Raw genomic sequence first — 22,143 nt, 5'->3', positions numbered from 1 at the left:
GACCATGCTGGTGAAAAAATCCAACCGGGCCGCCACGCCCGCCCACAGCGGGCTGACCGAAGCCCTCAGCGGCCGGGCCGCGCCGCAGCGCCTCGACCGGCGCAGCTTTCTCAAGCGCTCCGGCCTGACCGCCGGTGCCGGCGCCATCGGTGCCAGCCTGCCTTTCGCCATGGTCAAGCCCTCGCAGGCGGCCAAGGCCGCCGGTGCCGGCGACATCGAGGTCAAGCGCACGGTGTGCACCCACTGTTCGGTCGGCTGTGCCATCGATGCCGAGGTGAAGAACGGCGTGTGGGTCGGCCAGGAGCCGGTCTTCGACAGCCCGATCAACCTCGGCGCGCACTGCGCCAAGGGCGCCTCGGTGCGCGAGCACGGCCATGGCGAGCACCGCCTGCGCACGCCGATGAAGCTGACCGGCGGCAAGTGGGTGCGCATGAGCTGGGAAGACGCGATCACCGAGATCGGCGACAAGCTGCTGGCCATCCGCGAAAAGCACGGCCCCGACGCCACGCACTGGATCGGCTCGTCCAAGCACTCGAACGAGCAGAGCTACCTGTTCCGCAAGTTCGTCAGCATGTTCGGCACCAACAACATGGACCACCAGGCGCGCATCTGCCACTCCACCACGGTGGCCGGTGTGGCGAACACCTGGGGCTATGGGGCGATGACCAACTCCTACAACGACATGCAGCACTCAAAGGCGATCTTCTTCATCGGCTCCAACGCTGCCGAAGCGCACCCGGTGTCGATGCTGCACATCCTGCATTCCAAGGAAGGCGGCGCCAAGGTCATCGTCGCCGACCCGCGCTACACCCGCACCGCGGCCAAGGCCGACCAGTACGTGCGCCTGCGTTCGGGCTCCGACATCCCGCTCATCTACGGCATCATCCGTCACATCTTCGAGAACGGCTGGGAAGACAAGCAGTACATCGACGACCGTGTCTATGGCATGGACCAGATCCGCGCCGAGGCGGCCGAATGGACCGCCGACAAGGTCTTCGAAGTCACCGGCGTGCCCGATGCCGAAGTGCGCCAGATCGCCGAAACCATGGCCATGAACCGGCCCTCCACCGTGGTGTGGTGCATGGGCCAGACCCAGCACACCGTCGGCAACGCCATCACCCGCATGATGTGCGTGCTGCAGCTGGTGCTGGGCAACGTCGGCATCGCCGGCGGCGGCACCAACATCTTCCGCGGGCATGACAACGTGCAGGGCGCCACCGATGTCGGCCCCAACCCCGACTCGCTGCCCGGCTACTACGGCATCGCCACCGGCTCGTGGAAGCACTGGGCGGCGGTGTGGGGCGTCGATTACGAATGGCTCAAGGGCCGTTTCGCCAGCCAGGCGATGATGGAGAAGCCGGGCATCACCGTGTCGCGCTGGATCGACGGCGTGACCGAGAACCCCGAGCTGATGGACCAGCCGACCAACATCAAGGCCCAGGTGTTCTGGGGCATGGCGCCCAACTCGCAAAGCCGCGGCAAGGACATGCTCGAGGCCATGAAGGCGCTGGAGCTGCTGCTGGTGGTCGATCCCTACCCCTCGGCCACGGCGGCGATGGCCGCCTCGGTGCGCAGCGAGGGCGTGTACCTGCTACCGGCGGCGACGCAGTTCGAGACCGTCGGCTCGGTGACCGCCTCCAACCGCTCGCTGCAGTGGCGCGAGAAGGTCATCGAGCCGCTGTTCGAGTCCAAGCCCGACCACACCATCATGTACGCCTTCGCCAAGAAGTTCGGCTTCGGCGACGAGTTCGTGAAGAACATCAAGCTCACCAAGGACGCCAAGGGCTGGGACGAGCCGGATGTCGAGGACACCCTGCGCGAGATCAACCACGGCACCTGGACTATCGGCTACAGCGGCCAGTCGCCCGAGCGGCTCAAGCTGCACATGCAGCACATGAGCACCTTCAACCCGCGCACGCTGAAGGCCGAAGGCGGCCCCTGCGACGGCGAATACTTCGGCCTGCCGTGGCCGTGCTGGGGCAACCCCGAGCTCAAGCACCCGGGCTCACCCAACCTCTACGACACCACCCGCCACGTGATGGACGGCGGCGGCAACTTCCGCGCCCGCTTCGGCGTCGAGAAGGATGGCGTCAACCTGCTGGCCGGCGAAGGCTCGGCCTCGAAGGGCGCCGACCTGCAGATGGGCTACCCCGAGTTCGACCATGTGCTGATGAAGAAGCTCGGCTGGTGGGATGAACTGACCGACGCCGAAAAGACCGCGGCCGAGGGCAAGAACTGGAAGACCGACCTCTCCGGCGGAATCATCCGCGTGGTGATGAAGAACCACGGCTGCATGCCCTTCGGCAACGCCAAGGCGCGCGCGGTGGTGTGGAACTTCCCCGACCCGGTGCCCAAGCATCGCGAACCGCTCTACTCGACCCGCCCGGACCTGGTCGACAAGTACCCCACGCACGAGGACAAGAGCAAGTTCTGGCGCCTGCCCACGCTCTACAAGACGGTGCAGGAGAAATACCGCGATGTGGCCAAGGACTTCCCGCTGATCATGACCTCGGGCCGGCTGGTCGAGTACGAGGGCGGCGGCGAGGAGACCCGCTCCAACCCCTGGCTGGCCGAGTTGCAGCAGGACATGTTCGTCGAGCTCAACCCGCGCACCGCGGCCGACCGCGGCATCGTCGATCTGGACTGGGTGTGGGTCAAGTCGCCGACCGGCGCGCAGATCAAGGTGCGCGCCCTGGTCACGCCGCGCGTCGGCGCCGACACGGTGTTCCTGCCCTTCCACTTCTCCGGCCGCTGGATGGGCGAGGACATGCTCAAGTACTACCCGGAGGGCGCGGCCCCGATCGTGCGTGGCGAGGCGGTCAACACCGCCACCACCTACGGCTACGACGTGGTGACGATGATGCAGGAAACCAAGAGCACGGTGTGTCAGGTCATGAAGGCTTAAAGGGAGACGAACATGGCACGAATGAAATTCCTGTGCGACACCGAGCGCTGCATCGAATGCAACGGTTGCGTGACCGCCTGCAAGAACGAGCACGAAGTGCCCTGGGGTATCCAGCGGCGCCGCGTGGTGACCATCAACGACGGCGTCGTCGGGCAGGAGAAATCCATGTCGGTCGCCTGCATGCACTGCTCCGACGCCCCCTGCATGGCGGTGTGCCCGGTCGACGTGTTCTACCGCACCGAAGACGGCGTGGTGCTGCATGACAAGGACGCCTGCATCGGCTGTGGCTACTGCTTCTACGCCTGCCCCTTCGGCGCCCCGCAGTTCCCGCAGGAAGGCGCCTTCGGCCAGCGCGGCAAGATGGACAAATGCACCTTCTGCGCCGGCGGGCCGGAAGCCGACGGCTCGGATGCCGAGTTCGAAAAGTACGGCAGGAACCGCCTGGCCGAGGGCAAGCTGCCGCTGTGCGCCGAGATGTGCTCGACCAAGGCGCTGCTCGGCGGCGACGGCACGGCGCTGGCCGACATCTTCCGCGAGCGCGTGGTGCGCCGTGGCGGCACCGGCGCCGAACTGATCGGCTGGAACACCGCCTACGGCGGCGGCGAGCAGAAGCGGGAACAGACCCGTGGAGGTGACAAATGAACGCGACCCGAACCGTCATCCTGATCGGCGCCGCCCTCGCCCTGGCCGCCTGTAGCGAGGCGCCTCAGGTGACCCACTACGAGGCCGGCACCTACTCGGGCAAGCCCGACACCCGCCCCTGGGAGTCGGCCGCCTATGGCGGCGACAAGGCCAAGTGGGAGAGCGACATGCGCGCCCGCGCCCGCAAGCAGACCGAAATCGGCCGCATGCCGCCGAGCTGAGGAGACCCCCATGTGCGCACACCTCATCGTGATGTTGCGAACCGCGCTGCTGGCGGCCGTTCTTGGCCTGGGCTGGATCGCCGCGCCGGCCGTGTCCGCGCCGCCGGACAACAACGCCGACGTCTACCGCGCCGTGCGCGAGGGCTCGGCCCAGTCGATCACCTTCACCGCGCCGGCCGATCAAATGCTGATCCAGTCCGAAGGGCAGACCTGGCGGCAGTGGCGCAACGGGCCGATCACCCAGATCGGTGGCTGGGTGCTGGCCGGCGTGTTCATCGCGCTGGTGCTGTTCCGCCTGATCCGCGGCAAGATCAAGCTGGAGGGGCCGCCCACCGGGCGGTTGATACAGCGCTTCACCACGGTCGAGCGGATGACCCACTGGACGGTGGCCGGCACCTTCGTGCTGCTCGCGCTCACCGGCCTCACGCTGCTCTTCGGCAAGCATGTGGTGATTCCGCTGATCGGCTACAGCGCCTTCTCCTGGCTGGCCGCGCTGGCCAAGAACGTGCACAACTTCATCGGCCCGCTATTCTTCGCCGCCACCCTGGTGATGATCGCGCTGTTCGTCCGCGACAACCTATGGCAGTCCATCGACGCGCTGTGGATCCGCAAGGCCGGCGGCCTGCTCAGCGGCGAGCATGTGCCCTCATGGCGCTTCAATTTCGGCGAAAAGACCTGGTTCTGGCTCGGCGTGACCGGCCTCGGCCTGCTGGTGGGCATCACCGGCCTGGTGCTCGACTTCCCGGGCTACGGTCAGATCCGGCAGGACATGCAGCTGGCGCACATCCTCCATGCCAGCGGCGCGCTGATCTTCATGGCCTTGTCGCTGGGGCACATCTACATCGGCAGCGTCGGCATGGAAGGCGCGCTGGAGTCGATGAAGACCGGCTATGTGGACGAAACCTGGGCCAAGGAGCACCACGAGTACTGGTATCGCGAAGCCAAGGGCGCCACGGGCGCGGCACCGGCGGCCCCCACCGGCGCGCGGCCGTCAGGGGCGCACTGAGCGCCCGAGGCGGGATCAGGCCGGCGGCTGGCCGTGGCGGGCCAGCTCGTCGATCGTGTTGATGTTGGCGAAGGCCTCGGGGCAGTCGTCGAAATCGGCGATGGCATGCGCCTGGGTGAATACCCAGCGGTCGATCTTGCGTTCGCCGGCCGCCAGGTAGGCACGAAGCGCGCCGGCGGTGCGCGTGTGGGCCAGCAGGAACACCGGCTGCAACTGCCCCTCGGCGCGGGCGATGGCCACGTCGGCCTCGGCCTCGTGCGCGGCGGCCATCAGCCGGGCGACCAGATCGGGCGGCACGAAGGGCGAGTCGCAGGGGCAGGTGACCACCCAGCCGTCGGCCTCGCCCAGATGCGCCAGGCCGGCATCCAGCCCGGCCAGCGGGCCGACGAAGCCGCTGTGCCGGTCGGCCAGCACCGGAATGCCGAAACGGGCATAGGTGTCGGTGTTGCGGTTGGCGTTGATCAGCAGTTCATCCACCTGCGGCTGCAGGCGGGCCAGCACATGATCGATCATCGGGCGGCCGTCGAGCATGATCAGGCCCTTGTCGGCGCCGCCCATGCGACGGCCCAGACCGCCGGCCAACACCAGGCCGGTAACGCGTGTGTGACTCATTCAGGGGTTCTCGTGATGCGATGCGGATGAGTGTAGACCAGATGACGACCGACCCGTGCCCGGCAGATCAGGGTCACGCCCATGTCCTCGGCCAGCTTCAGCGCCATCTGGGTGAGGCCGGAGCGCGACACCAGGAAGGGCACGCCCATCTGCACCGCCTTCATCACCATCTCGGAAGTCAGCCGGCCGGTGGTGTAGAAGATCTTGCCCGCGCCGGTCTCCTCGTCCAGCCACATGAAGCCGGTGATGGCGTCGACCGCGTTGTGCCGGCCCACGTCCTCGACGTGATAGAGCAGCGGCGCCTCGGGTGTGTTGTGCAGCAGCGCGCAGCCGTGCACCGAGCCGGAGCGCTTGTAGATGGTGTCGAGCGCCAGGATGCGGGCCAGCGCCGCGTCGAGCGTGGCCACCGCCAGCGTGGCGTCGGTGGCCAGTGGCTGCAGCGCGTCGAGCCAGTCGCCGAACATGGTGCCCTGGCCGCAGCCGGTGGTGACGGTGCGCTTGGCCATGCGTTCGAGCGGCGCGCGCGCGCTGTGGGTCGTCACCGCGCAGGCGCCGGTGCTCCAGTCCACATGCACCGATTTGAGATCGGTGAGCGACTCGACCAGCCCCTGGTTGCGCAGATAGCCCATGATCAGCGCCTCGGGCGCCTGGCCCAGCGTCATCAGGGTGACCACCTCGTGCTTGTCGAGATACACGGTCAGCGCATGCTCGCCCGGCACCTCGACTTCGCGCGGCAGGCCTTCATGGTCCACCACCTGCGCCGTGGCCGTGGCCGGACGGCGCGCGCGGGTGATCGACAGACGCGGCGCGTCGGGCGCATCGCCGAGGGGAATCTCGATGGGGGCGTCGTCGTCGACGCGGGCAGGCTCGGTCATATCCGCTGTCGCCCTGGCGGGCCGCTCGCTCCCGGTTTATGGTTGAAGCTGCATTCTAGGACCACTTCAAGGTGAACAGGTTTTTGGGGGCACCATCATGACCGTCACATCGCACCCCGGCGCCGCCGCGCTGGCCGGCGCCGACCGGCTCGCCGTCTGCTTCGCCCGCCAGGCGGTGACCGACAACCCGTGGATCGACCATCGCTGGGCGCTGGTCGGCCTGGCCTTCGGCGCGGTGCCACCGGCCGACGGGCCCGACCGCGCGGTGGTCTCCGGTCTCAGCCTCGAGCTGCATGGCGAAGAGGCCGAGGGCTATCACATGAACGTCTGCGCCGATGAACCCTCGCTGTTCTTCATGCTGCGCCCGGCCGACGAGGCACAGCCCGACGGCCCGCCCACGGTGGCCGCGGTGAGCGCCAACTTCTACGAGGCCGCGCGCTGGATGGACGCCGGCGAGACCGTCGAGCGCCTGCCGCTGCCCGATGGCTGGCGCGAGATCATCGAAGACTTCGCCCGCGCCCACTGGCGCGAGCCGGAGAAAAAGCGCGGCAAGCGCCGCTATGCCAGCAGCGGAGACATGCATGAGCGCCTCGGACACTGAGCCGGTCCGCCCGACGGCGGCAGGCACGGAAGAGGGCGGCTTCCTGCGCCGCTGGTCGCAGCGCAAGCAGGCCGCGGCGCGCGGCGACACGCTGCCCGAGCCGGTGGCCGCCCCGGTGCCGCCGCCGCCCGCCGACGAGCGCGAGACGCCGCCGTTGCCCGACCCCGCCGGCCTCACCCTGGCCGACGATTTCCGCGGCTTCCTGCGCCCCAAGGTGCCGGCCGCCCTCAAGCGTCAGGCGCTGACGCAGCTGTTTTCGCAGGCCCATTTCAATCAGGTGGACGGGCTCGACGTCTACATGGACGACTACAACCTGGTCCCCGACCTGAACGACGCCGATCGCGGCCTGCTCCGCCATGCCCGCGCGGTGCTCGACCCGACGCCGTCCGAGACGCTCGCCGAGCGCGACCGGGCCCGGGCGGCGGATGCACTGGCCGCTGCCGACGATGCCGCGCCAGCCCAGGACGAGGCCGGCGACGACACGGCGCCGGCGCCCGACGACGACCCGGCGCCGGACGCGCCCAGCGCCTGAGCCAGGCCTCACGCGGGCCACCCGACAGCGACCGCTGCCGGGAGAGTGAATGTCACCTTTTAACAAAACGACGCTTGCAAACCAATGCGGATTGCATGGTAGCCTTGCTTGGCAGTCACGCCATCGGCATTTTCGCCGTCTTTTCATGCCGGATGGGCGATGACAAGCGTATGTCACGCTTGTGACAGTCGGGCCGCCCGGCGCCTTGCGTTTGGGCCATTTTTGCCACCTGTATCCCACTCCTTAACGCCATTCAAAAGGACATCCGCATGAATCACGCATCAACTCCGTGCCGGCGCCTGTCGCGGCTCACCCGTTTGCTGATCGGCAGCGGTCTGGTCGCCGGCGGCCTGAGCGTCGGCGCCAACGCCTACGCCGCGCTCAGCTTCACCTTCGACTACTCGACCAACACTCCCGGGGCCGGCTTCCTCGATCCCACCTTCGGCACCGACCGCCAGAACGCGCTGACCGCCGCCGGCAACGCCTTCTCCTCGCTGTTCGGCCAGTACTTCAGCAACTCGGCGAACATCGTGCTGTCGGTGACCTCCTCCGACGACCCGAACTCGCTCACGCTGGCCTCCGCCGGCTCCGAAGCGACCTGGGACGGTGTCACCGAAGGCTTCACCTACCAGGAAGTGGTGCGCAACAAACTCATCAATGGCACCGACCTCAACGGCAGTGCGGCCGACGGCTCGGTGGACGTCAACTGGGGCCAGGCCTGGCATCTCGACCTGAGCAGCGACGCCCCCTTCGGCCAATACGATTTCTACTCCACCGTGTTCCACGAATTCACCCATGCCATCGGCTTTTCGTCGAGCATCGGCCAGAACGGCGAACCGGCCTTCGGCGCCGGCAACTTGGCGTGGAGCGAGTTCGACCGCTTCCTGGGCGACAAGAACGGCACGATGATGATCAACCCGGACTTCACCCTCAACCAGGGCGCCTGGGATGCCGCCAGCGTCGGCGGTGCCAGCCCGGCCGAGGGCATGTTCTTCTACGGCGCCAACGCCATGGCGGCCAACGGCGGCAACCCGGTGGGGCTGTACAGCCCGACCACCTGGGAAGGCGGCTCGAGCGTCTCCCACCTCGACACCGACAACCCCGCCCTGGAGGCCATGATGATGACCCACGCTGGCCCCGACGGTCCGTCGCCGCGCGTGTTCTCGGCCATCGAAGTCGGCGTGCTGACCGATCTGGGCTTCACCGCCGTCACGCCCGTGCCGGAGCCCGAAACCTACGCCATGCTGTTGGCCGGGCTGGGGATGGTCGGCTGGCAAGTGCGTCGTCGCCGCGTTTGATGGCATGTCACCACGCGATGGCGAACGCCCGGCCTTGGCTGGCCGGCCTGTGGGTCGGCTGGGCGATGCTGGCCGGGTCGGCGATGGCTGCTGAAGCCACCGTCGGCCCCGGCGGCCCGCCCGTGAGCTATCGGCTGGACAGCGTCCGTCTCGTGGTGGCGCACGCGCCGGGGCGGGTGGCCGGTGCGCCGGCCCGGCGGCTGGCGCTGTCGGGCGGCGGCCCCGCCCGCCTCGTCGTGGGCGAGGCGGCGCACACCTTCGCCTACCCGGCCGACGCGCTGCTCAGTGCGCTCAACGGCCTCTACCGCCTGCACTTCTTTGCCCTGCCGCCGGATCTGACCCGGCGCCCCTCGGTGTTTCTCAAGGACGACGGCAGCATCGGCACCAGCCTGCTGCGGCTCGCCGATCGTCCCGTCACCACGTTGTGCGTCTACCTGGCGGACTACGAAAAGTGCGTGCGCTTCACCGACGACGGCCCCGAGGCGCTGCGCGCGCTGGTGAATCAGCTCGACGCCGACGCCGACCGGCGGGTGGCGGCGGAGCCGCCCGGCTAGCGGCGGCCCATGCCGGACCGGCGGGCGTCCCTGGCGATCAGGGGCGCCCTTTTTTTTGCCCGAGACCGGGAAAACATCTTGTTGCAAACAAAATCCGGCGCGCCGCGCTGTGAATTCCGCTAGCCGAGAGGCATGAGCGCTACCGCCATCGCACACGCTATCTGGCGGATTTGTCGACGAATTCAGTGATCCGCAAGCCGGCTGCCGGCGCTATCTCGATGACATCGATCCGCGCCGGCAGGGCGGGGCCGTCCGGCGCCGGCGCCGCTTTCGCGCAAGCGTCGGTTGCATTCGAATGGCATCGTTTCTAGATTGAAAAGGCATTGAATCACCCGTTCGGCCCACACCAGCGACGCACAAGGGCGCTGGCGTTTCGGGGCAGGACGTCACCGTGCTCAGGTCGTGTCGATCCACGTGCCGTCGCGGGCAACCGTTGTCGTCTGCTTCGTTTGGGAAACCGTCCGACGGGCATCGCGCGGCCTGAAGCGCGGGCCCGCCGGGCTGACAGAGAACCGGGCCGGTACCTTGCCTTGGCGGCGTGTGCCGGCGTCTCAGCACTGAGGAGTCACGACCATGCCGTCTGCCTTGACCTATCCCGGCGTTTACATCGAGGAAGTCCCCAGCGGGGTGCGCACCATCACCGGGGTTGCCACCTCCATTACCGCCTTCATCGGGCGCGCCCTGCGCGGCCCGGTCAACACCCCGGTGCGGGTACAGAGCTTCGCCGAGTATTCGCGCCTGTTCGGCGGGCTGTGGCAGCCCAGCACCCTGAGCTATGCGGTCAGCCAGTTCTTCCAACATGGCGGCAGCGACGCGCTGATCGTGCGCGTGTTCAACGGCACGGTATCGACCAGCACCGCCACCATCACCCTCGATACCGCCGGCGGCGCGCTGGTGCTCGAAGCGGCCAGCCCCGGCACCTGGGGCAGCGCGCTGCGCGCCACGGTCGACCACCTGACCCGCGACACCGCCGACACCCTGCTGTTCAACCTGCTCATCGAAGAGCTCGACCGCCCCGGCGGCACGCGCGCCATCGCTTCCGAGCAGTTCCGCAACGTGTCGGTCGACCCGCTCAGCCCGCGCTTCGTCGATACCGTGCTGAACGAGCAGTCGGCCCTGGTCAATGTGCGCAGCTCGGCGCCGGCCACCGAGAGCCCGACCGACGCCACCGTGTCGGTCGCCAATCCGGACGGCACCGCCACCGCCGACGGCACCCTGGGCAGCGACGGCAACCCGATCGCCGACGGTCAGATCACCGGCGACCAGAACGCCCGCACCGGCATCTTCGCGCTGGAGTCGGCCGACCTGTTCAACCTGTTGTGCATCCCGCCGCGCACGCCCACCAACGACCTGGCCAACGCCACCTGGGCGGCCGCCGCCGCCTACTGCCAGACCCGCCGCGCGATGCTGATCATCGACGCGCCGGCCGCGTGGACATCCAACCCGACCACCGCCATCGCCACCGCCACCACGGGCATCAACACCTTGCGCGGCGCGGTCGGCAACGACGACGCGATCAACGCCATGGCCTATTTCCCGCGCCTGCGCATGCCTGACCCGCTGGCCGAGAACCGGCTGGCCGACTTCGCGCCCTGCGGCGCGGTGGCCGGCATCATCTCGCGCACCGACGTGCAGCGCGGGGTGTGGAAAGCGCCGGCCGGGCTGGCTGCCAGCTTCTCCGGCGTGCAGGGGCTGACCTACACCATGACCGACGGCCAGAACGGCATCCTCAACCCGATCGGCCTCAACTGCCTGCGCAGCTTCCCCGTCGCCGGGCATCTGGTGTGGGGCTCGCGCACCCTGGCCGGCGCCGACCTGCTGGCCTCCGAGTGGAAGTACGTGCCGGTGCGCCGCCTCGCCCTGTTCCTCGAAGAGAGCCTGTTCCGCGGCACCCAGTGGGTGGTGTTCGAGCCCAACGACGAACCGCTGTGGGCGCAGATCCGCCTCAACATCGGCGCCTTCATGCAGACCCTGTTCCGCCAGGGCGCCTTCCAGGGCAGCAGCCCGCGCGAGGCCTACTTCGTCAAGTGCGACCGCGAGACCACCACGCAGAACGATATCGACCGCGGCGTGGTGAACATCCTGGTCGGCTTCGCGCCGCTCAAGCCGGCCGAGTTCGTGGTCCTGAAAATCCAGCAGATGGCCGGCCAAGTTGACGTGTAAGGAGACATAGACATGGCACAGTTCAGCGTCAATGCACAGCGCTTCGATCCGTACAAGAACTTCAAATTCCGGGTCAAATGGGATGGCCGTTATGTGGCCGGGATCAGCAAGGTGGGCGCGCTCAAGCGCAGCACCGAGCTGGTCGAGCACCGCGAGGGGGGCGATCCGAGCACCTCGCGCAAGTCGCCCGGGCGCACCAAGTTCGAGGCCATCACGCTGGAGCGCGGCGTGACCCATGACGTCGAGTTCGAGCAGTGGGCCAACAAGGTGTGGAATTTCGGTTCCGGCCTGGGCGCGGAGGTCTCGCTCAAGGACTTCCGCAAAGACCTCATCATCGAGGTCTACAACGAGGCCGGCCAGCTGGTGCTGGCCTACAAGGTGTATCGCTGCTGGGTGTCGGAGTACCAGGCCCTGCCCGATCTGGACGCCAACGCCAACGCCGTCGCCATCCAGACGCTCAAGCTCGAGAACGAGGGCTGGGAGCGCGACTACGACGTGACCGAGCCGACCGAGCCGAGCTACACCGAACCGGCCTGAGACCATGGCCGCCATCCGCCCGGAACGCCTCCTGTCGGTCTGGGAGCAGGGCGCACGACGCCATCCGATCGATCGCGCCTTGCTGCTCTACGCCCTCGCAGCGCCCGAGTTGCCCGTCGACCAACTGGCCGATGCGCCGCTGGGCCTGCGCAACGCCGCGCTGATGGCCTTGCGCCAGGCCAGCTTCGGCCGCCAGCTGGCGGCCTGGGTGGATTGCCCGGCCTGCGGCGAGCGCCTGGAATTCACCCTCGACGCCGCCGATCTGCCGCCCTTGCCCAGCGCAGCGCCCGCGCCGGTCGAGGTGGCCGGCATCCGCTTCCAGCCGCCCACCAGTCGGCACCTGGCCCAGGTGGTCGCAGCCGGCGACCCGGAAACCGCCGCCCGCCAGTTGCTGCGTGCCAGCGCCGTGGCGGCGGCCGATCTGCCCACCGATGCGGCGGTGCTGGGCGCGCTGCTCGACGCCGTCGAGGCCGCCCTCGATGCCGCCGACCCGTGGGCCGACCTGGCGCTCGACCTGCAATGCCCGGCCTGCGGCGAAGCCAGCGAGGCCAGCCTCGACATCGCCGGCCTGCTGTGGGACGACATCGACGCGCACGCCCGCGCCCTGCTCGACGACATCCACACCCTGGCACGCGCCTACGGCTGGACCGAGCCCGAGATCCTGGCCCTCTCCGACGCCCGCCGCGCCGCCTATCTCGAACGGGTGGCGCCATGAGCGCGCCCGCCCGGCCGTCCGAAGGGCACGCGACCCTCCCCTGGGGAGGATGTCGCGCCAGCGACAGGAGGGTCGTCCCCGTGAGCGCGCCCGCCCGGCCGCCCGAAGGGCGCGCGAGCCTCCCGCGGGGAGGATGTCGCGTCAGCGACAGGAGGGCTGTCCTGATCGCGCCCGCCCGGCCGTCCGAAGGGTACGCGACCCTCCCTCGGGGAGGATGTCGCGCCAGCGACAGGAGGGTCGTCCCATGACCGGTCTGTTCCGACGCCTCGCCCGGCAGGCCACCGGCCAGCCGCAGCCGACCCTGCACTCGATGGCGCGCCTGCCCTACCAGATGCCGCCCGCGTGGCGCGAGGCCGACGAGAGCGTCGACACCGCGCCCGGCGCCCCGGTCGCCCAGGGGCCGTCCCGCGCCGATCCGCAGACGGCCGCGGCGCCGGCCCTCCACCGCGGCACACCGCCGCCGGCCGCGGACGGCGTGCCATCCCCCGGCATGCGCCAAGCGCCGCGGGACGCCACGCTGGCGCCGACGGAGGTGTCACCCACGCCGGTTGCCCCGGCGCCGATCGCCCCGTCGCCGCGGCCCGAGATCGTCGCTGCCGACACCGACACCGGCCGTGCGCGCCCCGGCGAGGCGCCAGCGCCTCCGCCCGGGCACGTGTCCTCGGGGCGCCGGCCGACCGACCCCACGCCCGAGAGCGCCCGCCCGCCGGTCGCTGGCGATGTGCCCGTCGCCCCGCGCCGCGCGACACCGCCCGTACGCGCCATGGCCGAGCCATTGCCCGCGCCCCTGCTGCCCGCAGATGCGCCGTCGTCGGCGGTCGTCGTCGCCGAGCGCCGGCCGACGCGCGCCACCGCCGCGCCGCAAAACCCGGCCAGGGTCGAATCCAGCGCCGCCGAGCCGGCCTACATCCACATCCACATCGGTCGCATCGAAGTGACCGCCGTGCCCGAGGCGCCGGCGCCCAAGCGCCCCCGCAAGGCCGGCCCGGCGCCGCTCTCGCTCGACGATTACCTGGCCAAGCGCCAGCGGAGGTCCTCATGAGTACGGCCCTGGCCATTGCCGGCGTGACTGCCGTGCTGCGCGACCGGCTCAACGACGGCATGGTCAATCACAACGTGGCCGGCGTCACCGGCAGCACCGTCACCGTTACCGTGATGCCGCCCGACCGCGTGGTGGCCGCCGGCAGCAACGAGGCCAGCGGCATCAACCTGTTCCTCTACCAGCTCACCCCCAACACCGGCTGGCGCAACGAAGGCCTGCCCTCGCGCGACCCCTCCGGCCGCCACCGGCTCAGCAACGCCCCGTTGGCACTCGATCTGCACTACCTGGTGTCGGCCTACAGTGGCGGCGAGTTGCATGCCGAGATCCTGCTCGGCTACGCCATGCAGCTGCTGCACGAGTTCCCGGTGCTCACGCGCGAGATGATCCGCGCCGCGCTCAACCCATCGCCCGATGTCGGCCTCGACCTGCCGCCGGCCTTGCGTGCATTGGCCGAGTGCGGTCTGGCCGACCAGGTCGAGCAGATCAAGATCACGCCGCAGTATCTCAACACCGAGGAGATGTCCCGGCTGTGGACCGCCACCCAGTCCAACTACCGGCCGAGCGCGGCCTTCCAGGTCTCGGTGGTGCTGATCGAGGCCACGCGCCCGACCCGCCCGACCCTGCCGGTGCTCAGCCGCGGCGAGGTGGACCCGGTGTCCGGCCGCGAGCGCGGCGTGGTCGTCACCCCCAGCCTGATCCCGCCGCTGCCCACCCTCGAAGCCGTGGTGCCGGCCGGCAACCAGCCGGTGGTGCGCCTGGGCGAGTCGGTCACGCTCGAAGGCCATCACCTCGACGGCACGGCGCGCGAGGTGCATCTGCGCAACGAGCGCTTCGCCGTCGATGAGCTGATCGCCGCCACCGGGCCCAACGCCGCCGACCGCATGGGACTGGTGATCCCCGCCTCGCGCGCGGCCGATTTCCCGGTCGGCGTGTACGACGTCACCGGCCGCGTGGTGCGCCCGGGCGACACCGCCGCGCGCGAAACCAACCGGCTCGCCGCCATCGTCGCCCCCAACATCACCAACCTGCCGCAGGCGGTGGTGCGCGACGGCAACGGCGACGCGCACATCACCCTCAATTTCACCCCGGCGCTGCGCCCCGGGCAGACGGTGTCGCTGCTCGTCGGCCAGGTCGAAGTGGGCCCCGAGACCTTCGTCGCGCCCACCACCACGCTCGACTTCATCGTCGAAGACGCCGACCCCGGTGCCCCGCTGGCGCGCCTGCGCATCGACGGCATCGAAAGCCCGGTGGCCGACCGCAGCACCACGCCGCCGACCTTCTTCAACCACCGCATCACCATCACATGAACGCCCCGCTCGACCTCGACTGGACCACCGCCAACCAGCGCCTGCTGGTGGCCGAGTTCGCCCGCCTGCGCGCACGGCTGGGAGAGGGCGAGCTCGCCGAGGCCGAGCAACAGTGCGCGCAGGCGGCGCAATGCCTGCCCAGCCCCGCGGCCATCGACACCCTGGCCACACTGTTCGAGCTCAGCGACTTCGAGCGCGATCTGCTCCTGCTGGTGGCCGGTGTCGACATGGATGCCCGTCTGGCGGCCCTGTGCGGCGAGGCGGCGGGCCAGCCCCAGCGGCCATGGGCCAGCTTCGGCCTCGCGCTGGCCGTTCTGCCGGAGCCCCACTGGAGCGCGCTCACGCCCGTTGCCCCCTTGCGGCGGTGGCGTCTGATCGAGGTGGACGAGGCCGCCGGCCTCACCGCCGGCCGTCTGCGGCTCGACGAACGGGTGCTGCATTTCATCGCCGGTCTCAACTATCTCGACCACCGCCTGGCCGCCCTGCTCGAAGCCCTGCCGCCGGCCGGCCTGATGGCCGACGCCCACCAGGACATTGCCGAACAGGCCGCCGACCAACTCGCCGAGCAGTCCGGCCGCCTGCCGGTCGTGATGCTCTCGGGCGACGACCCCGACGGCCAGCGCGACGTGGCCGCGACCCTGGCGCAGACACTCGGCGTCGTGCTGTTCCGGCTGCGTGCCGCCGAGATTCCCGCCGCCGCGCACGAACAGGCGTCGCTGCTCAGCCTGTGGCAGCGCGAGGCGGCCCTGCTGGGCGCGGGCTTGCTGGTCGCGCAGGACGACGCGGCAGCGGCGCCGCTCGCCCGTTTCGTCGCGCAGATCGACGGGTTGGTCATCGTCAGCGGGGCATGCGCGCCGCGCATCGACGGCGCGAGCCTGCACTTCACGGTCGACAAGTGCGATGCGCCCGGCCAGCGCCGGCTCTGGCAAGCCGCGCTCGGCGAGGCGGCCGACGCGCTCGCCAGCACGGTCGACAGCCTGGCCAGCCAATACCGCCTGGGCGCCCGGCACATCGCCGCCACGGCCCGCCGCATCGACCCCGCCGATCCCGCCGATCCCGCCGCGGCGGCGGCCATGCTGCACCGCCTCAGCCGGGGGGACGGCTCGGCCTTGAGCGACATGGCGCAGCCCATCGTGCCGCGCGCCACCTGGGACGACCTGATGCTGCCCGAGGCGCCGCGCCGCACCTTGCAGCAGATCGCCGTGCACGCGCGCCACCGCATCACCGTGCATCACGACTGGGGCTTTGCCGGCAAAGGCACGCGCGGGCTTGGCATTGCCACGCTGTTCAGCGGCGACAGCGGCACCGGCAAGACGCTGGCCGCCGAAGTGCTGGCCGGCGAACTCGGGCTGGCGCTGTATCGCATCGACCTGTCGGCGGTCATCAGCAAATACATCGGCGAGACCGAAAAGAACCTGCGCAAGGTCTTCGATGCCGCCGAAGACATCGGCGCGCTGCTGCTCTTCGACGAGGCCGACGCGCTGTTCGGCAAGCGCAGCGAGGTCAAGGACAGCCACGACCGCTACGCCAACATCGAGGTCAGCTACCTGCTGCAGCGCATGGAGGCCTACCGCGGGCTGGCGATTCTCACCACCAACCACAAGGCCGCGCTCGACGCCGCCTTCCAGCGCCGGCTGCGCTTCGTGGTGCATTTCCCCTACCCCGATGCGGTCCAGCGCGAGGCCATCTGGCGTTGCATCTTCCCTGCCGCCACGCCGCTGGGCGAGCTCGACTATGCCAAGCTCGCCCGCCTCAACGCCACCGGCGGCAACATCCGCAACATCGCGCTGTCGGCCGCCTTCCTCGCCGCCGAGGCCGGCACGCCGGTGAGCATGGCCCACCTGCTGCGGGCCACCCATCTCGAAGCCGCCAAGCGCGAAAAATCGCCCACCGACGCGGAAACCCGGGGGTGGCTATGACACGCGTGGTGGTGCACATCGACACCCTGGTCCTCACCGGTATCGACCGGCATGACGCCGCGGCCGTCTCCGCCGGCGTGCAGGCCGAGCTGCAGCGCCGGCTCGCGCTGCCCGGTGCGGCGGTGTCGCTGGCCGAAGGCGGCGATCGCCACCGGATCCGCGCCGGCGCGGTCCCGGTGGCGCCGGGCTCGGGCGCCCGGGGCATCGGCCACGCGGTGGCCGCCGGCATCGTCCCGGGGGGCAAGTCATGAGCCACAGTGCCGTGCTCTCCCCCGTGGCCGCGGCCACCCCCGACACCGTCGACGGTGTGCTCCAGCGCAAATGCGCCTGCGGCAACCCCGCCTCGGCGACGGGCGAGACCTGCGAAGACTGCCAGCGCCTGACCGGCCTCGGCCTGCAGCCCAAACTGCGCATCGGCCGCCCCGACGACCCGCTCGAAAACGAAGCCGATCGGCTGGCGGAGGCGGTCATGCGCGGGCCGGTGCACCGGCACGGCATCGGCGCCCCGGCCCGCCCGCCGCGCGTGCAGCGGCGCGCGACGGGCGGGGGCGACACCGAGGGCGTTCCGCCGGGTGTGCACGAGGTCCTGAGCGCATCGGGCCGACCGCTCGATCCATCGCTGCGGCGCTTTTTCGAGCCGCGCTTCGGTCGCGACTTCGGCGACGTCCGGATTCACACCGATGCGCGGGCCGACGCCTCGGCACAGGCCGTCGGTGCGCGTGCCTACACGGTCGGCCGCCATGTCGCCTTTGCCGGCGGGCAGTACGCCCCCGGCACCTCGGTGGGGCAACGCCTGCTCGCCCATGAGCTGGCCCATGTCGTTCAGCAGGGCGGCGATGCGCGCACCGGCATGCTGCGCCGCGCGCCGGCGCAAAGTCCGGTGCCGGGCGGTGTGCCGGGGGGTGTGCCGGGCGCGCCCGGCGGGGCCCTCGCGCCCGCCCTACCGCCAGGCGCCAGCCATGTTCCGGCGACCGCCGCGCCAACACCGGCCACGGCCACCGCCAGTGCCGTGTGCCCGGCCTGCGCATGCTCCACCGAGCACGCGTCGCGCATCGATGCCGGCCGCCTCAAGGCCAAGGCCGTGCTCGATACCGCCGCGACGCTGCTGGCGGCCCCGACCAAGGCCATCGAGCGGCAGTTCGAGGACACCTTCGGGCCGGGCAGCAACGACGCCAAGCGCCTGACCGAGACCGCCGACCGCTACCGCGCGGCGGCGCAGTTCCTGGGGCAGAGCACGGTGTCCAACCCGCCCGGATCGGGCAATGTGCATTGCGATCCGACGAACAGCACCAACTTGTGCAAGACCGGCGCGTCGGCCCACTATGGTCAGGGCCATATCGTCGTGTGCAGTGGGAACCCGGCGTCCGCCCAGATGCTCAACCCGCCGAAGGTCGCCCCGGTCTATCGCACCGAAGGCGAAATGGGCAGCCCCGAAGGCATTCGGCAGGTGCCCGACGCCGGGGCCACCCAGGCCAGCCAGGCCGCGTCGGACGCCGCTTTCGCCACCCGTGTCACCGCGGTGATGGCGCACGAGGCGATCCATCATGTCGTGCAGCCGGGCGTGGTCGATGTCTACACCAACGAGCGCCTGTTCCAGTTTCTCGGGGCAGGCTCGAAAAAGCTCGATGTCGATCTCTCCCCGCTGGCGCTGCAAAACCCCGATAGCCTGGTGCTGTTCGCTTTTCGAGGCTTTGTCAGCGACGCGGGCGCCGGTGCCTTGCCCGGCGCCGAGGAGGCCATGGCGCATTCCGAAAAGCTCTCCGGCAAGCTCTCGGTGCGGCCGCTGCTGGGGCGGCGCCGGGCGCGCCTCAGCGTGTCGCTGGCCGAAGAGGCGATCGCCCAGGCCGAAGAGCGCCTGACCGTGCTGCTGTCCGAAATCCAGTCGGTACAAGGCGGCTCGAGCCAGTGGACGCTGTTTCCCACGCTCTCGCAGCAGCTCGTCACCTCGCTCACGACGCTCGGCAAGGAGACCGACTTCGGCCAGCCGGACGCGGCGGCGCTGGCACGGCTGCAGACCATCGTCGACGCCTTCACGCGCTTGAGCGCGGCCATCGGCAGCAAGAAAGTTGTCCTCGGGCGTCGCTTCCTGCAAGACAAGCCGGACAAGCGCATCGAGGTCGCGATTCCCGACTGGCGCGCCTTCAGGAAGCTGTCGCCCGGGGCGCAACTGCCCATCCTGCTCGGCGCGCTGCTCCGGGAAGAGCCGGCCATCGCCGGGCTCGACGCCTTCGTGCTCGACCTGGCAAAAACACGAGGAGGCATGGGAAAGCTATGAGCGCGTTGCTTGCCGCCATTCAGACTGCCCGGCCCGTGTCGACGACGACCTCGGCGCCGTTTCTCCAGCGCAAATGCGCCTGTGGCAACACCGCGAGCAGTGCCGAGGGCGAATGCGAGGCCTGCAAGCGGCGCGAAGCCGTGGGCTTGCAGGCGCGCCTGGCCATCGGCGCCAGCAACGATCCGCTCGAACACGAAGCGGACCGTGCCGCCGCGCAGGTGATGCGCATGGGCAGCGCCGATGTCGCCGCCGCGCCGGACGCGGTGCCGCGGCTGTCGCGGCGCGGCAGTGGGGCGGTGGATCGGCAAGGCGCGGCGCCCGACAGCGTCCAACGCACGCTCGGCCGGGGCGGCGAGCCGCTGGCGCCGAGCCTCCGTGCCTTCTTCGAGCCACGCTTCGGCCATGATTTCAGCCGCGTGCGCGTGCATCGCGACGCCGCGGCGGCCGCCTCGGCGCGCGAGGTCTCGGCCCAGGCCTACACCGTCGGTCACCATCTGGTGTTTGCCACCGGGCGCTATGCGCCGGAGAGCGCCACCGGCCGTGGTTTGCTGGCGCATGAACTGGCGCATGTGGTGCAGCAAAGCGGTGCGCTGCAGCGCAGCGCTGCTGCACCTGAACCGGAAACGCGCACCAACCGCCCGGATGACGAAGCGCCGCGCATGCCCGAACCCATGGACGAGGAAGCGGACGAGGCCGACGGCGCGGGGGGTGTCGGCGGCTTCGGCGGCCCCATCAGCGAGCGCTTTGCCGCGCCCATCGACAGTTCGCTCGAAGGCGCGCCCTTGCCAGTCGGTGTGGAGCGCGATGCGGTCGAGGCCGAGCGCGTCTGCCTGGCCACCGCTGCGCCCGATCCGGCGGAATGCGATCCAGCCCGGGCGCTGACGTGGGCAGATTTCAGCGGCGCGCCGCGGCCGCGGAGCCGCTTCGGCGCCATGACCCATTCGAGGCTGGCCGAGCGCGCCATCAACACCGCGCTGGCGCGCTGCGCGCCCTATACCCGGCCGAACACGCGTGGCGTCCAGGCCGTCTTCACGCCGGCCCGTTCGTGGGTCAAACCGGAATTCGCCAACGCCGCCGACCCCGCGCGCAACGGGTGCCGCCGGACGGTGGCCAGTTGCCAGGCCTTTTTCGACCGGGAGGCTCGGGCAGGCCGCGCCGGCGGCACGTTCGGCATGAGCAGCGCGGCCAGCAGGCGCTGCCCGGCCAGCGCGCGGGCGCGCGGCGATCTGGCCACGTCGCGGGCCGAATGCGCCTCCGTCGTGGCGACCGATTGCACCGATCGCGCCACGGCCGAGTCGGCGCGCCTGCTGGCCCATGAGCAGGGTCACTTCAATCTGACCTGCGCCATGGCCCGCAAGGCCAACACCATGCTTGCCACGGCCCCGAACTTCGACGCCTTGCTACGCGCCGCGCGGACCTCGCTCTCGCGCCAGCAGCGCCGCTACGACAGCCAGACCCGGCACGGCTGCAATGCCGGCGCGCAGTCGGCCTGGGAGACCGCGATTGCCGGTGGCCTGCCTGCCGTGGTCATTCAGGTGCCCGCCGGTCGCGGTGGGCGGGGTCGAAGGAGGGGACGATGAGCGAACCGATCCGCACCAGTCGCCGTTGCGCCAGCACACCGTGCGGTGTGACTGTGCCGTCACTGACCGCGTCCGTGCTGCGCAGCCCCGGCCGCCCGCTGGACTCGGGCACGCGAGCACTCATGGAGCACCGTTTCGGCGAAGACCTCGGCGATATCCGCCTGCACACCGATGCCGCTGCGGCGCAGTCGGCCGACGCCTTGTCGGCGCGTGCTTACACCGTCGGCCGACACATCGTGTTCGGGCCGGAAGGGTATTCGCCGCAGGCGCCGGCCGGGCGGCAGCGCCTGGCGCACGAGTTGACCCATGCGCTCCAGCAGCGCCGGCCCGGCGGGGCGGATCTGAGCACCGCGCAGCGCGAGGGCGAGGCCCGGCAGGCCGCGCGTAGCCTGGCCACCGGGGCGGCGATGCCGGCGATCAGCGCGGCTCGCCCGGCGATCTCGCGCGACCCGGTGCCCGGCGCCGAGGACGACGCGTCGTTTCAGGCCTCGATGGCCGAGGCCACCTGCGACATCGGCACGCTGTGCCGGCTCAGTCTGCGCGCGCCGGAGGCGGTCAGCCGCACACGGCTGTTGCAGATCTATCGCGCCTGCCATCCGGGCGTGAGCCTCACCAGTCTGGTGGCCGGCAACCCCTGCCTGACGCCCAACTTCGGTCTGCCGGCGCGACCCCAAGCCGCCGGCCCGCGCAGCACCATGCACGGTCCCCAGCCAGCGGCGGGCGGGGCTCCGGCGCCGGCCGCGGGCGGCGGGCTGTCGCTGCCCTCGACCACCATCGCCTTCGGTCTCGGGCCGGCGGCCGTCACCATCGATCTGCCGGCCTCGCTGGCGGTGCGCCTGCCGGTGCCTTTCCAGGGCGCCGAGCGGGTGGTGTTCGCGCTCAACGCCAGCCCGAGCGAGTTCTCCTTCAGCGTCACCGTCAATGCCGTGCCGCATGTGCGCATCATCGCCCGCGCCAGCATGACCACCGAGGGGCGCGGCGCCGCCGGGCTGACGGTGCAAACCACGCGCACCGTGTGCCGCGCCGTCGAACCTGCCGCGGCGCGCTCGGCACTGGAGGCCGCCGGCACCCGGCTGCGCGACGCGATCCAGGCCGTGCAGACGCCGCCTGCGCCCGACCCCGAGGCCAGCGAGCTGTCGCGCACCTTTGCGCCACAGGCGCGCTTGGCCGAGGTGGTGGCTGCGGTGGCCAACGTGCATTCCGAAATCGAGCGGGTCAGCGCGCCCTGCCGCGAGGTGCCGGTGGCCGAATTCGAATTCGGCGCCCAGGGCCAGCTGACCGCCCCCGATACCCCGCCCACGCCAGGCACGCTGCCGCCGGCCAGCTTCATCGGCGGTTCGTTACGCCTTCATTTCTAGG

Annotated in this window: 20 protein-coding genes; 18 read left to right on the top strand and 2 right to left on the bottom strand. The window is 70.4% G+C overall.

Annotation, left to right across the window (positions count from 1 at the left end):
- Window positions 1-4 precede the first annotated feature (4 nt).
- The 4 genes from I8J34_RS01850 to I8J34_RS01835 are packed head-to-tail and all read left to right on the top strand — an operon-like array spanning window position 5 to window position 4,774.
- Entirely contained in the window at window positions 5-2,905 is a 2,901-nt protein-coding gene (locus I8J34_RS01850) for a molybdopterin-dependent oxidoreductase (protein WP_214359669.1), read from the top strand.
- 12 nt (window positions 2,906-2,917) lie between these two features.
- The gene (fdh3B, locus tag I8J34_RS01845) at window positions 2,918-3,547 is read left to right on the top strand and encodes a formate dehydrogenase FDH3 subunit beta (RefSeq protein WP_214359668.1); all 630 of its coding nucleotides are present in this window, start codon (window positions 2,918-2,920) and stop codon (window positions 3,545-3,547) included.
- A complete protein-coding gene (locus I8J34_RS01840; protein ID WP_214359667.1) occupies window positions 3,544-3,768 on the top strand; it encodes a hypothetical protein in 225 nt (74 codons plus the stop codon). Before fdh3B ends, I8J34_RS01840 begins: the two co-directional genes overlap by 4 nt.
- A gap of 10 nt (window positions 3,769-3,778) precedes the next feature.
- A complete protein-coding gene (locus I8J34_RS01835; RefSeq protein ID WP_214359666.1) occupies window positions 3,779-4,774 on the top strand; it encodes a formate dehydrogenase subunit gamma in 996 nt (331 codons plus the stop codon).
- A gap of 15 nt (window positions 4,775-4,789) precedes the next feature.
- Here I8J34_RS01835 and mobA read toward each other — a convergent pair whose 3' ends face one another.
- Together mobA and I8J34_RS01825 are read right to left on the bottom strand one after the other, a co-directional pair.
- Complete coding sequence (gene mobA, locus I8J34_RS01830) at window positions 4,790-5,386, bottom strand: molybdenum cofactor guanylyltransferase MobA (protein WP_214359665.1); 597 nt, start codon at window positions 5,384-5,386, stop codon at window positions 4,790-4,792.
- A complete protein-coding gene (locus tag I8J34_RS01825; RefSeq protein ID WP_214359664.1) occupies window positions 5,383-6,261 on the bottom strand; it encodes a formate dehydrogenase accessory sulfurtransferase FdhD in 879 nt (292 codons plus the stop codon). The genes mobA and I8J34_RS01825 overlap by 4 nt, the downstream gene beginning before the upstream one ends.
- A gap of 97 nt (window positions 6,262-6,358) precedes the next feature.
- Between I8J34_RS01825 and I8J34_RS01820 the strand changes: the two genes are divergently transcribed.
- From I8J34_RS01820 to I8J34_RS01755, 14 genes are all read left to right on the top strand, one after another.
- A complete protein-coding gene (locus I8J34_RS01820) occupies window positions 6,359-6,862 on the top strand; it encodes a DUF3305 domain-containing protein (protein WP_214359663.1) in 504 nt (167 codons plus the stop codon).
- Window positions 6,843-7,394 carry a DUF3306 domain-containing protein gene (locus tag I8J34_RS01815; RefSeq protein WP_214359662.1) on the top strand — a complete coding sequence of 184 codons (552 nt, stop codon included), beginning with the start codon at window positions 6,843-6,845 and terminating at the stop codon, window positions 7,392-7,394. Before I8J34_RS01820 ends, I8J34_RS01815 begins: the two co-directional genes overlap by 20 nt.
- Before the next feature lie 269 nt (window positions 7,395-7,663).
- Entirely contained in the window at window positions 7,664-8,692 is a 1,029-nt protein-coding gene (locus I8J34_RS24585) for a PEP-CTERM sorting domain-containing protein (protein ID WP_230411665.1), read from the top strand.
- A gap of 17 nt (window positions 8,693-8,709) precedes the next feature.
- A complete protein-coding gene (locus I8J34_RS01805; protein ID WP_214359661.1) occupies window positions 8,710-9,246 on the top strand; it encodes a hypothetical protein in 537 nt (178 codons plus the stop codon).
- Window positions 9,247-9,819: 573 nt separating this feature from the next.
- A complete protein-coding gene (locus I8J34_RS01800) occupies window positions 9,820-11,409 on the top strand; it encodes a phage tail sheath family protein (RefSeq protein WP_214359660.1) in 1,590 nt (529 codons plus the stop codon).
- Window positions 11,410-11,421: 12 nt separating this feature from the next.
- A complete protein-coding gene (locus I8J34_RS01795) occupies window positions 11,422-11,946 on the top strand; it encodes a phage tail protein (protein WP_214359659.1) in 525 nt (174 codons plus the stop codon).
- 4 nt (window positions 11,947-11,950) lie between these two features.
- Complete coding sequence (locus I8J34_RS01790) at window positions 11,951-12,661, top strand: hypothetical protein (RefSeq protein WP_214359658.1); 711 nt, start codon at window positions 11,951-11,953, stop codon at window positions 12,659-12,661.
- A gap of 244 nt (window positions 12,662-12,905) precedes the next feature.
- Window positions 12,906-13,703: a hypothetical protein gene (locus tag I8J34_RS01785; RefSeq protein ID WP_214359657.1), complete on the top strand. Its 798-nt coding sequence runs from the start codon at window positions 12,906-12,908 to the stop codon at window positions 13,701-13,703.
- A complete protein-coding gene (locus tag I8J34_RS01780) occupies window positions 13,700-15,010 on the top strand; it encodes a Pvc16 family protein (protein ID WP_214359656.1) in 1,311 nt (436 codons plus the stop codon). Before I8J34_RS01785 ends, I8J34_RS01780 begins: the two co-directional genes overlap by 4 nt.
- The gene (locus I8J34_RS01775) at window positions 15,007-16,929 is read left to right on the top strand and encodes an ATP-binding protein (protein WP_214359655.1); all 1,923 of its coding nucleotides are present in this window, start codon (window positions 15,007-15,009) and stop codon (window positions 16,927-16,929) included. Before I8J34_RS01780 ends, I8J34_RS01775 begins: the two co-directional genes overlap by 4 nt.
- A complete protein-coding gene (locus I8J34_RS01770) occupies window positions 16,920-17,180 on the top strand; it encodes a hypothetical protein (protein ID WP_214359654.1) in 261 nt (86 codons plus the stop codon). The genes I8J34_RS01775 and I8J34_RS01770 overlap by 10 nt, the downstream gene beginning before the upstream one ends.
- Window positions 17,177-19,204, top strand: a complete 2,028-nt coding sequence (locus tag I8J34_RS01765) for an eCIS core domain-containing protein (protein ID WP_214359653.1) — start codon at window positions 17,177-17,179, stop codon at window positions 19,202-19,204. The genes I8J34_RS01770 and I8J34_RS01765 overlap by 4 nt, the downstream gene beginning before the upstream one ends.
- Window positions 19,201-20,784 carry an eCIS core domain-containing protein gene (locus I8J34_RS01760; protein ID WP_214359652.1) on the top strand — a complete coding sequence of 528 codons (1,584 nt, stop codon included), beginning with the start codon at window positions 19,201-19,203 and terminating at the stop codon, window positions 20,782-20,784. Before I8J34_RS01765 ends, I8J34_RS01760 begins: the two co-directional genes overlap by 4 nt.
- The gene (locus I8J34_RS01755; protein WP_214359651.1) at window positions 20,781-22,142 is read left to right on the top strand and encodes an eCIS core domain-containing protein; all 1,362 of its coding nucleotides are present in this window, start codon (window positions 20,781-20,783) and stop codon (window positions 22,140-22,142) included. The genes I8J34_RS01760 and I8J34_RS01755 overlap by 4 nt, the downstream gene beginning before the upstream one ends.
- The last annotated feature ends 1 nt before the right edge of the window (window position 22,143 follow it).

The organism is Denitromonas iodatirespirans (assembly GCF_018524365.1).
Taxonomy (GTDB): domain Bacteria; phylum Pseudomonadota; class Gammaproteobacteria; order Burkholderiales; family Rhodocyclaceae; genus Nitrogeniibacter; species Nitrogeniibacter iodatirespirans.
Note: the sequence above shows the minus strand (reverse complement) of the source record. Positions and strands in the feature narration are given on the sequence as shown.

Excerpts from the sequence above, each read along its gene's own strand:
- I8J34_RS01850 (WP_214359669.1), top strand. The coding sequence starts at position 5 with ATGCTGGTGAAAAAATCCAACCGGGCCGCCACGCCCGCCCACAGCGGG.
- fdh3B (WP_214359668.1), top strand. The coding sequence starts at position 2,918 with ATGGCACGAATGAAATTCCTGTGCGACACCGAGCGCTGCATCGAATGC.
- I8J34_RS01840 (WP_214359667.1), top strand. The coding sequence starts at position 3,544 with ATGAACGCGACCCGAACCGTCATCCTGATCGGCGCCGCCCTCGCCCTG.
- I8J34_RS01835 (WP_214359666.1), top strand. The coding sequence starts at position 3,779 with ATGTGCGCACACCTCATCGTGATGTTGCGAACCGCGCTGCTGGCGGCC.
- mobA (WP_214359665.1), bottom strand. The coding sequence starts at position 5,386 with ATGAGTCACACACGCGTTACCGGCCTGGTGTTGGCCGGCGGTCTGGGC.
- I8J34_RS01825 (WP_214359664.1), bottom strand. The coding sequence starts at position 6,261 with ATGACCGAGCCTGCCCGCGTCGACGACGACGCCCCCATCGAGATTCCC.
- I8J34_RS01820 (WP_214359663.1), top strand. The coding sequence starts at position 6,359 with ATGACCGTCACATCGCACCCCGGCGCCGCCGCGCTGGCCGGCGCCGAC.
- I8J34_RS01815 (WP_214359662.1), top strand. The coding sequence starts at position 6,843 with ATGAGCGCCTCGGACACTGAGCCGGTCCGCCCGACGGCGGCAGGCACG.
- I8J34_RS24585 (WP_230411665.1), top strand. The coding sequence starts at position 7,664 with ATGAATCACGCATCAACTCCGTGCCGGCGCCTGTCGCGGCTCACCCGT.
- I8J34_RS01805 (WP_214359661.1), top strand. The coding sequence starts at position 8,710 with ATGGCGAACGCCCGGCCTTGGCTGGCCGGCCTGTGGGTCGGCTGGGCG.
- I8J34_RS01800 (WP_214359660.1), top strand. The coding sequence starts at position 9,820 with ATGCCGTCTGCCTTGACCTATCCCGGCGTTTACATCGAGGAAGTCCCC.
- I8J34_RS01795 (WP_214359659.1), top strand. The coding sequence starts at position 11,422 with ATGGCACAGTTCAGCGTCAATGCACAGCGCTTCGATCCGTACAAGAAC.
- I8J34_RS01790 (WP_214359658.1), top strand. The coding sequence starts at position 11,951 with ATGGCCGCCATCCGCCCGGAACGCCTCCTGTCGGTCTGGGAGCAGGGC.
- I8J34_RS01785 (WP_214359657.1), top strand. The coding sequence starts at position 12,906 with ATGACCGGTCTGTTCCGACGCCTCGCCCGGCAGGCCACCGGCCAGCCG.
- I8J34_RS01780 (WP_214359656.1), top strand. The coding sequence starts at position 13,700 with ATGAGTACGGCCCTGGCCATTGCCGGCGTGACTGCCGTGCTGCGCGAC.
- I8J34_RS01775 (WP_214359655.1), top strand. The coding sequence starts at position 15,007 with ATGAACGCCCCGCTCGACCTCGACTGGACCACCGCCAACCAGCGCCTG.
- I8J34_RS01765 (WP_214359653.1), top strand. The coding sequence starts at position 17,177 with ATGAGCCACAGTGCCGTGCTCTCCCCCGTGGCCGCGGCCACCCCCGAC.
- I8J34_RS01760 (WP_214359652.1), top strand. The coding sequence starts at position 19,201 with ATGAGCGCGTTGCTTGCCGCCATTCAGACTGCCCGGCCCGTGTCGACG.
- I8J34_RS01755 (WP_214359651.1), top strand. The coding sequence starts at position 20,781 with ATGAGCGAACCGATCCGCACCAGTCGCCGTTGCGCCAGCACACCGTGC.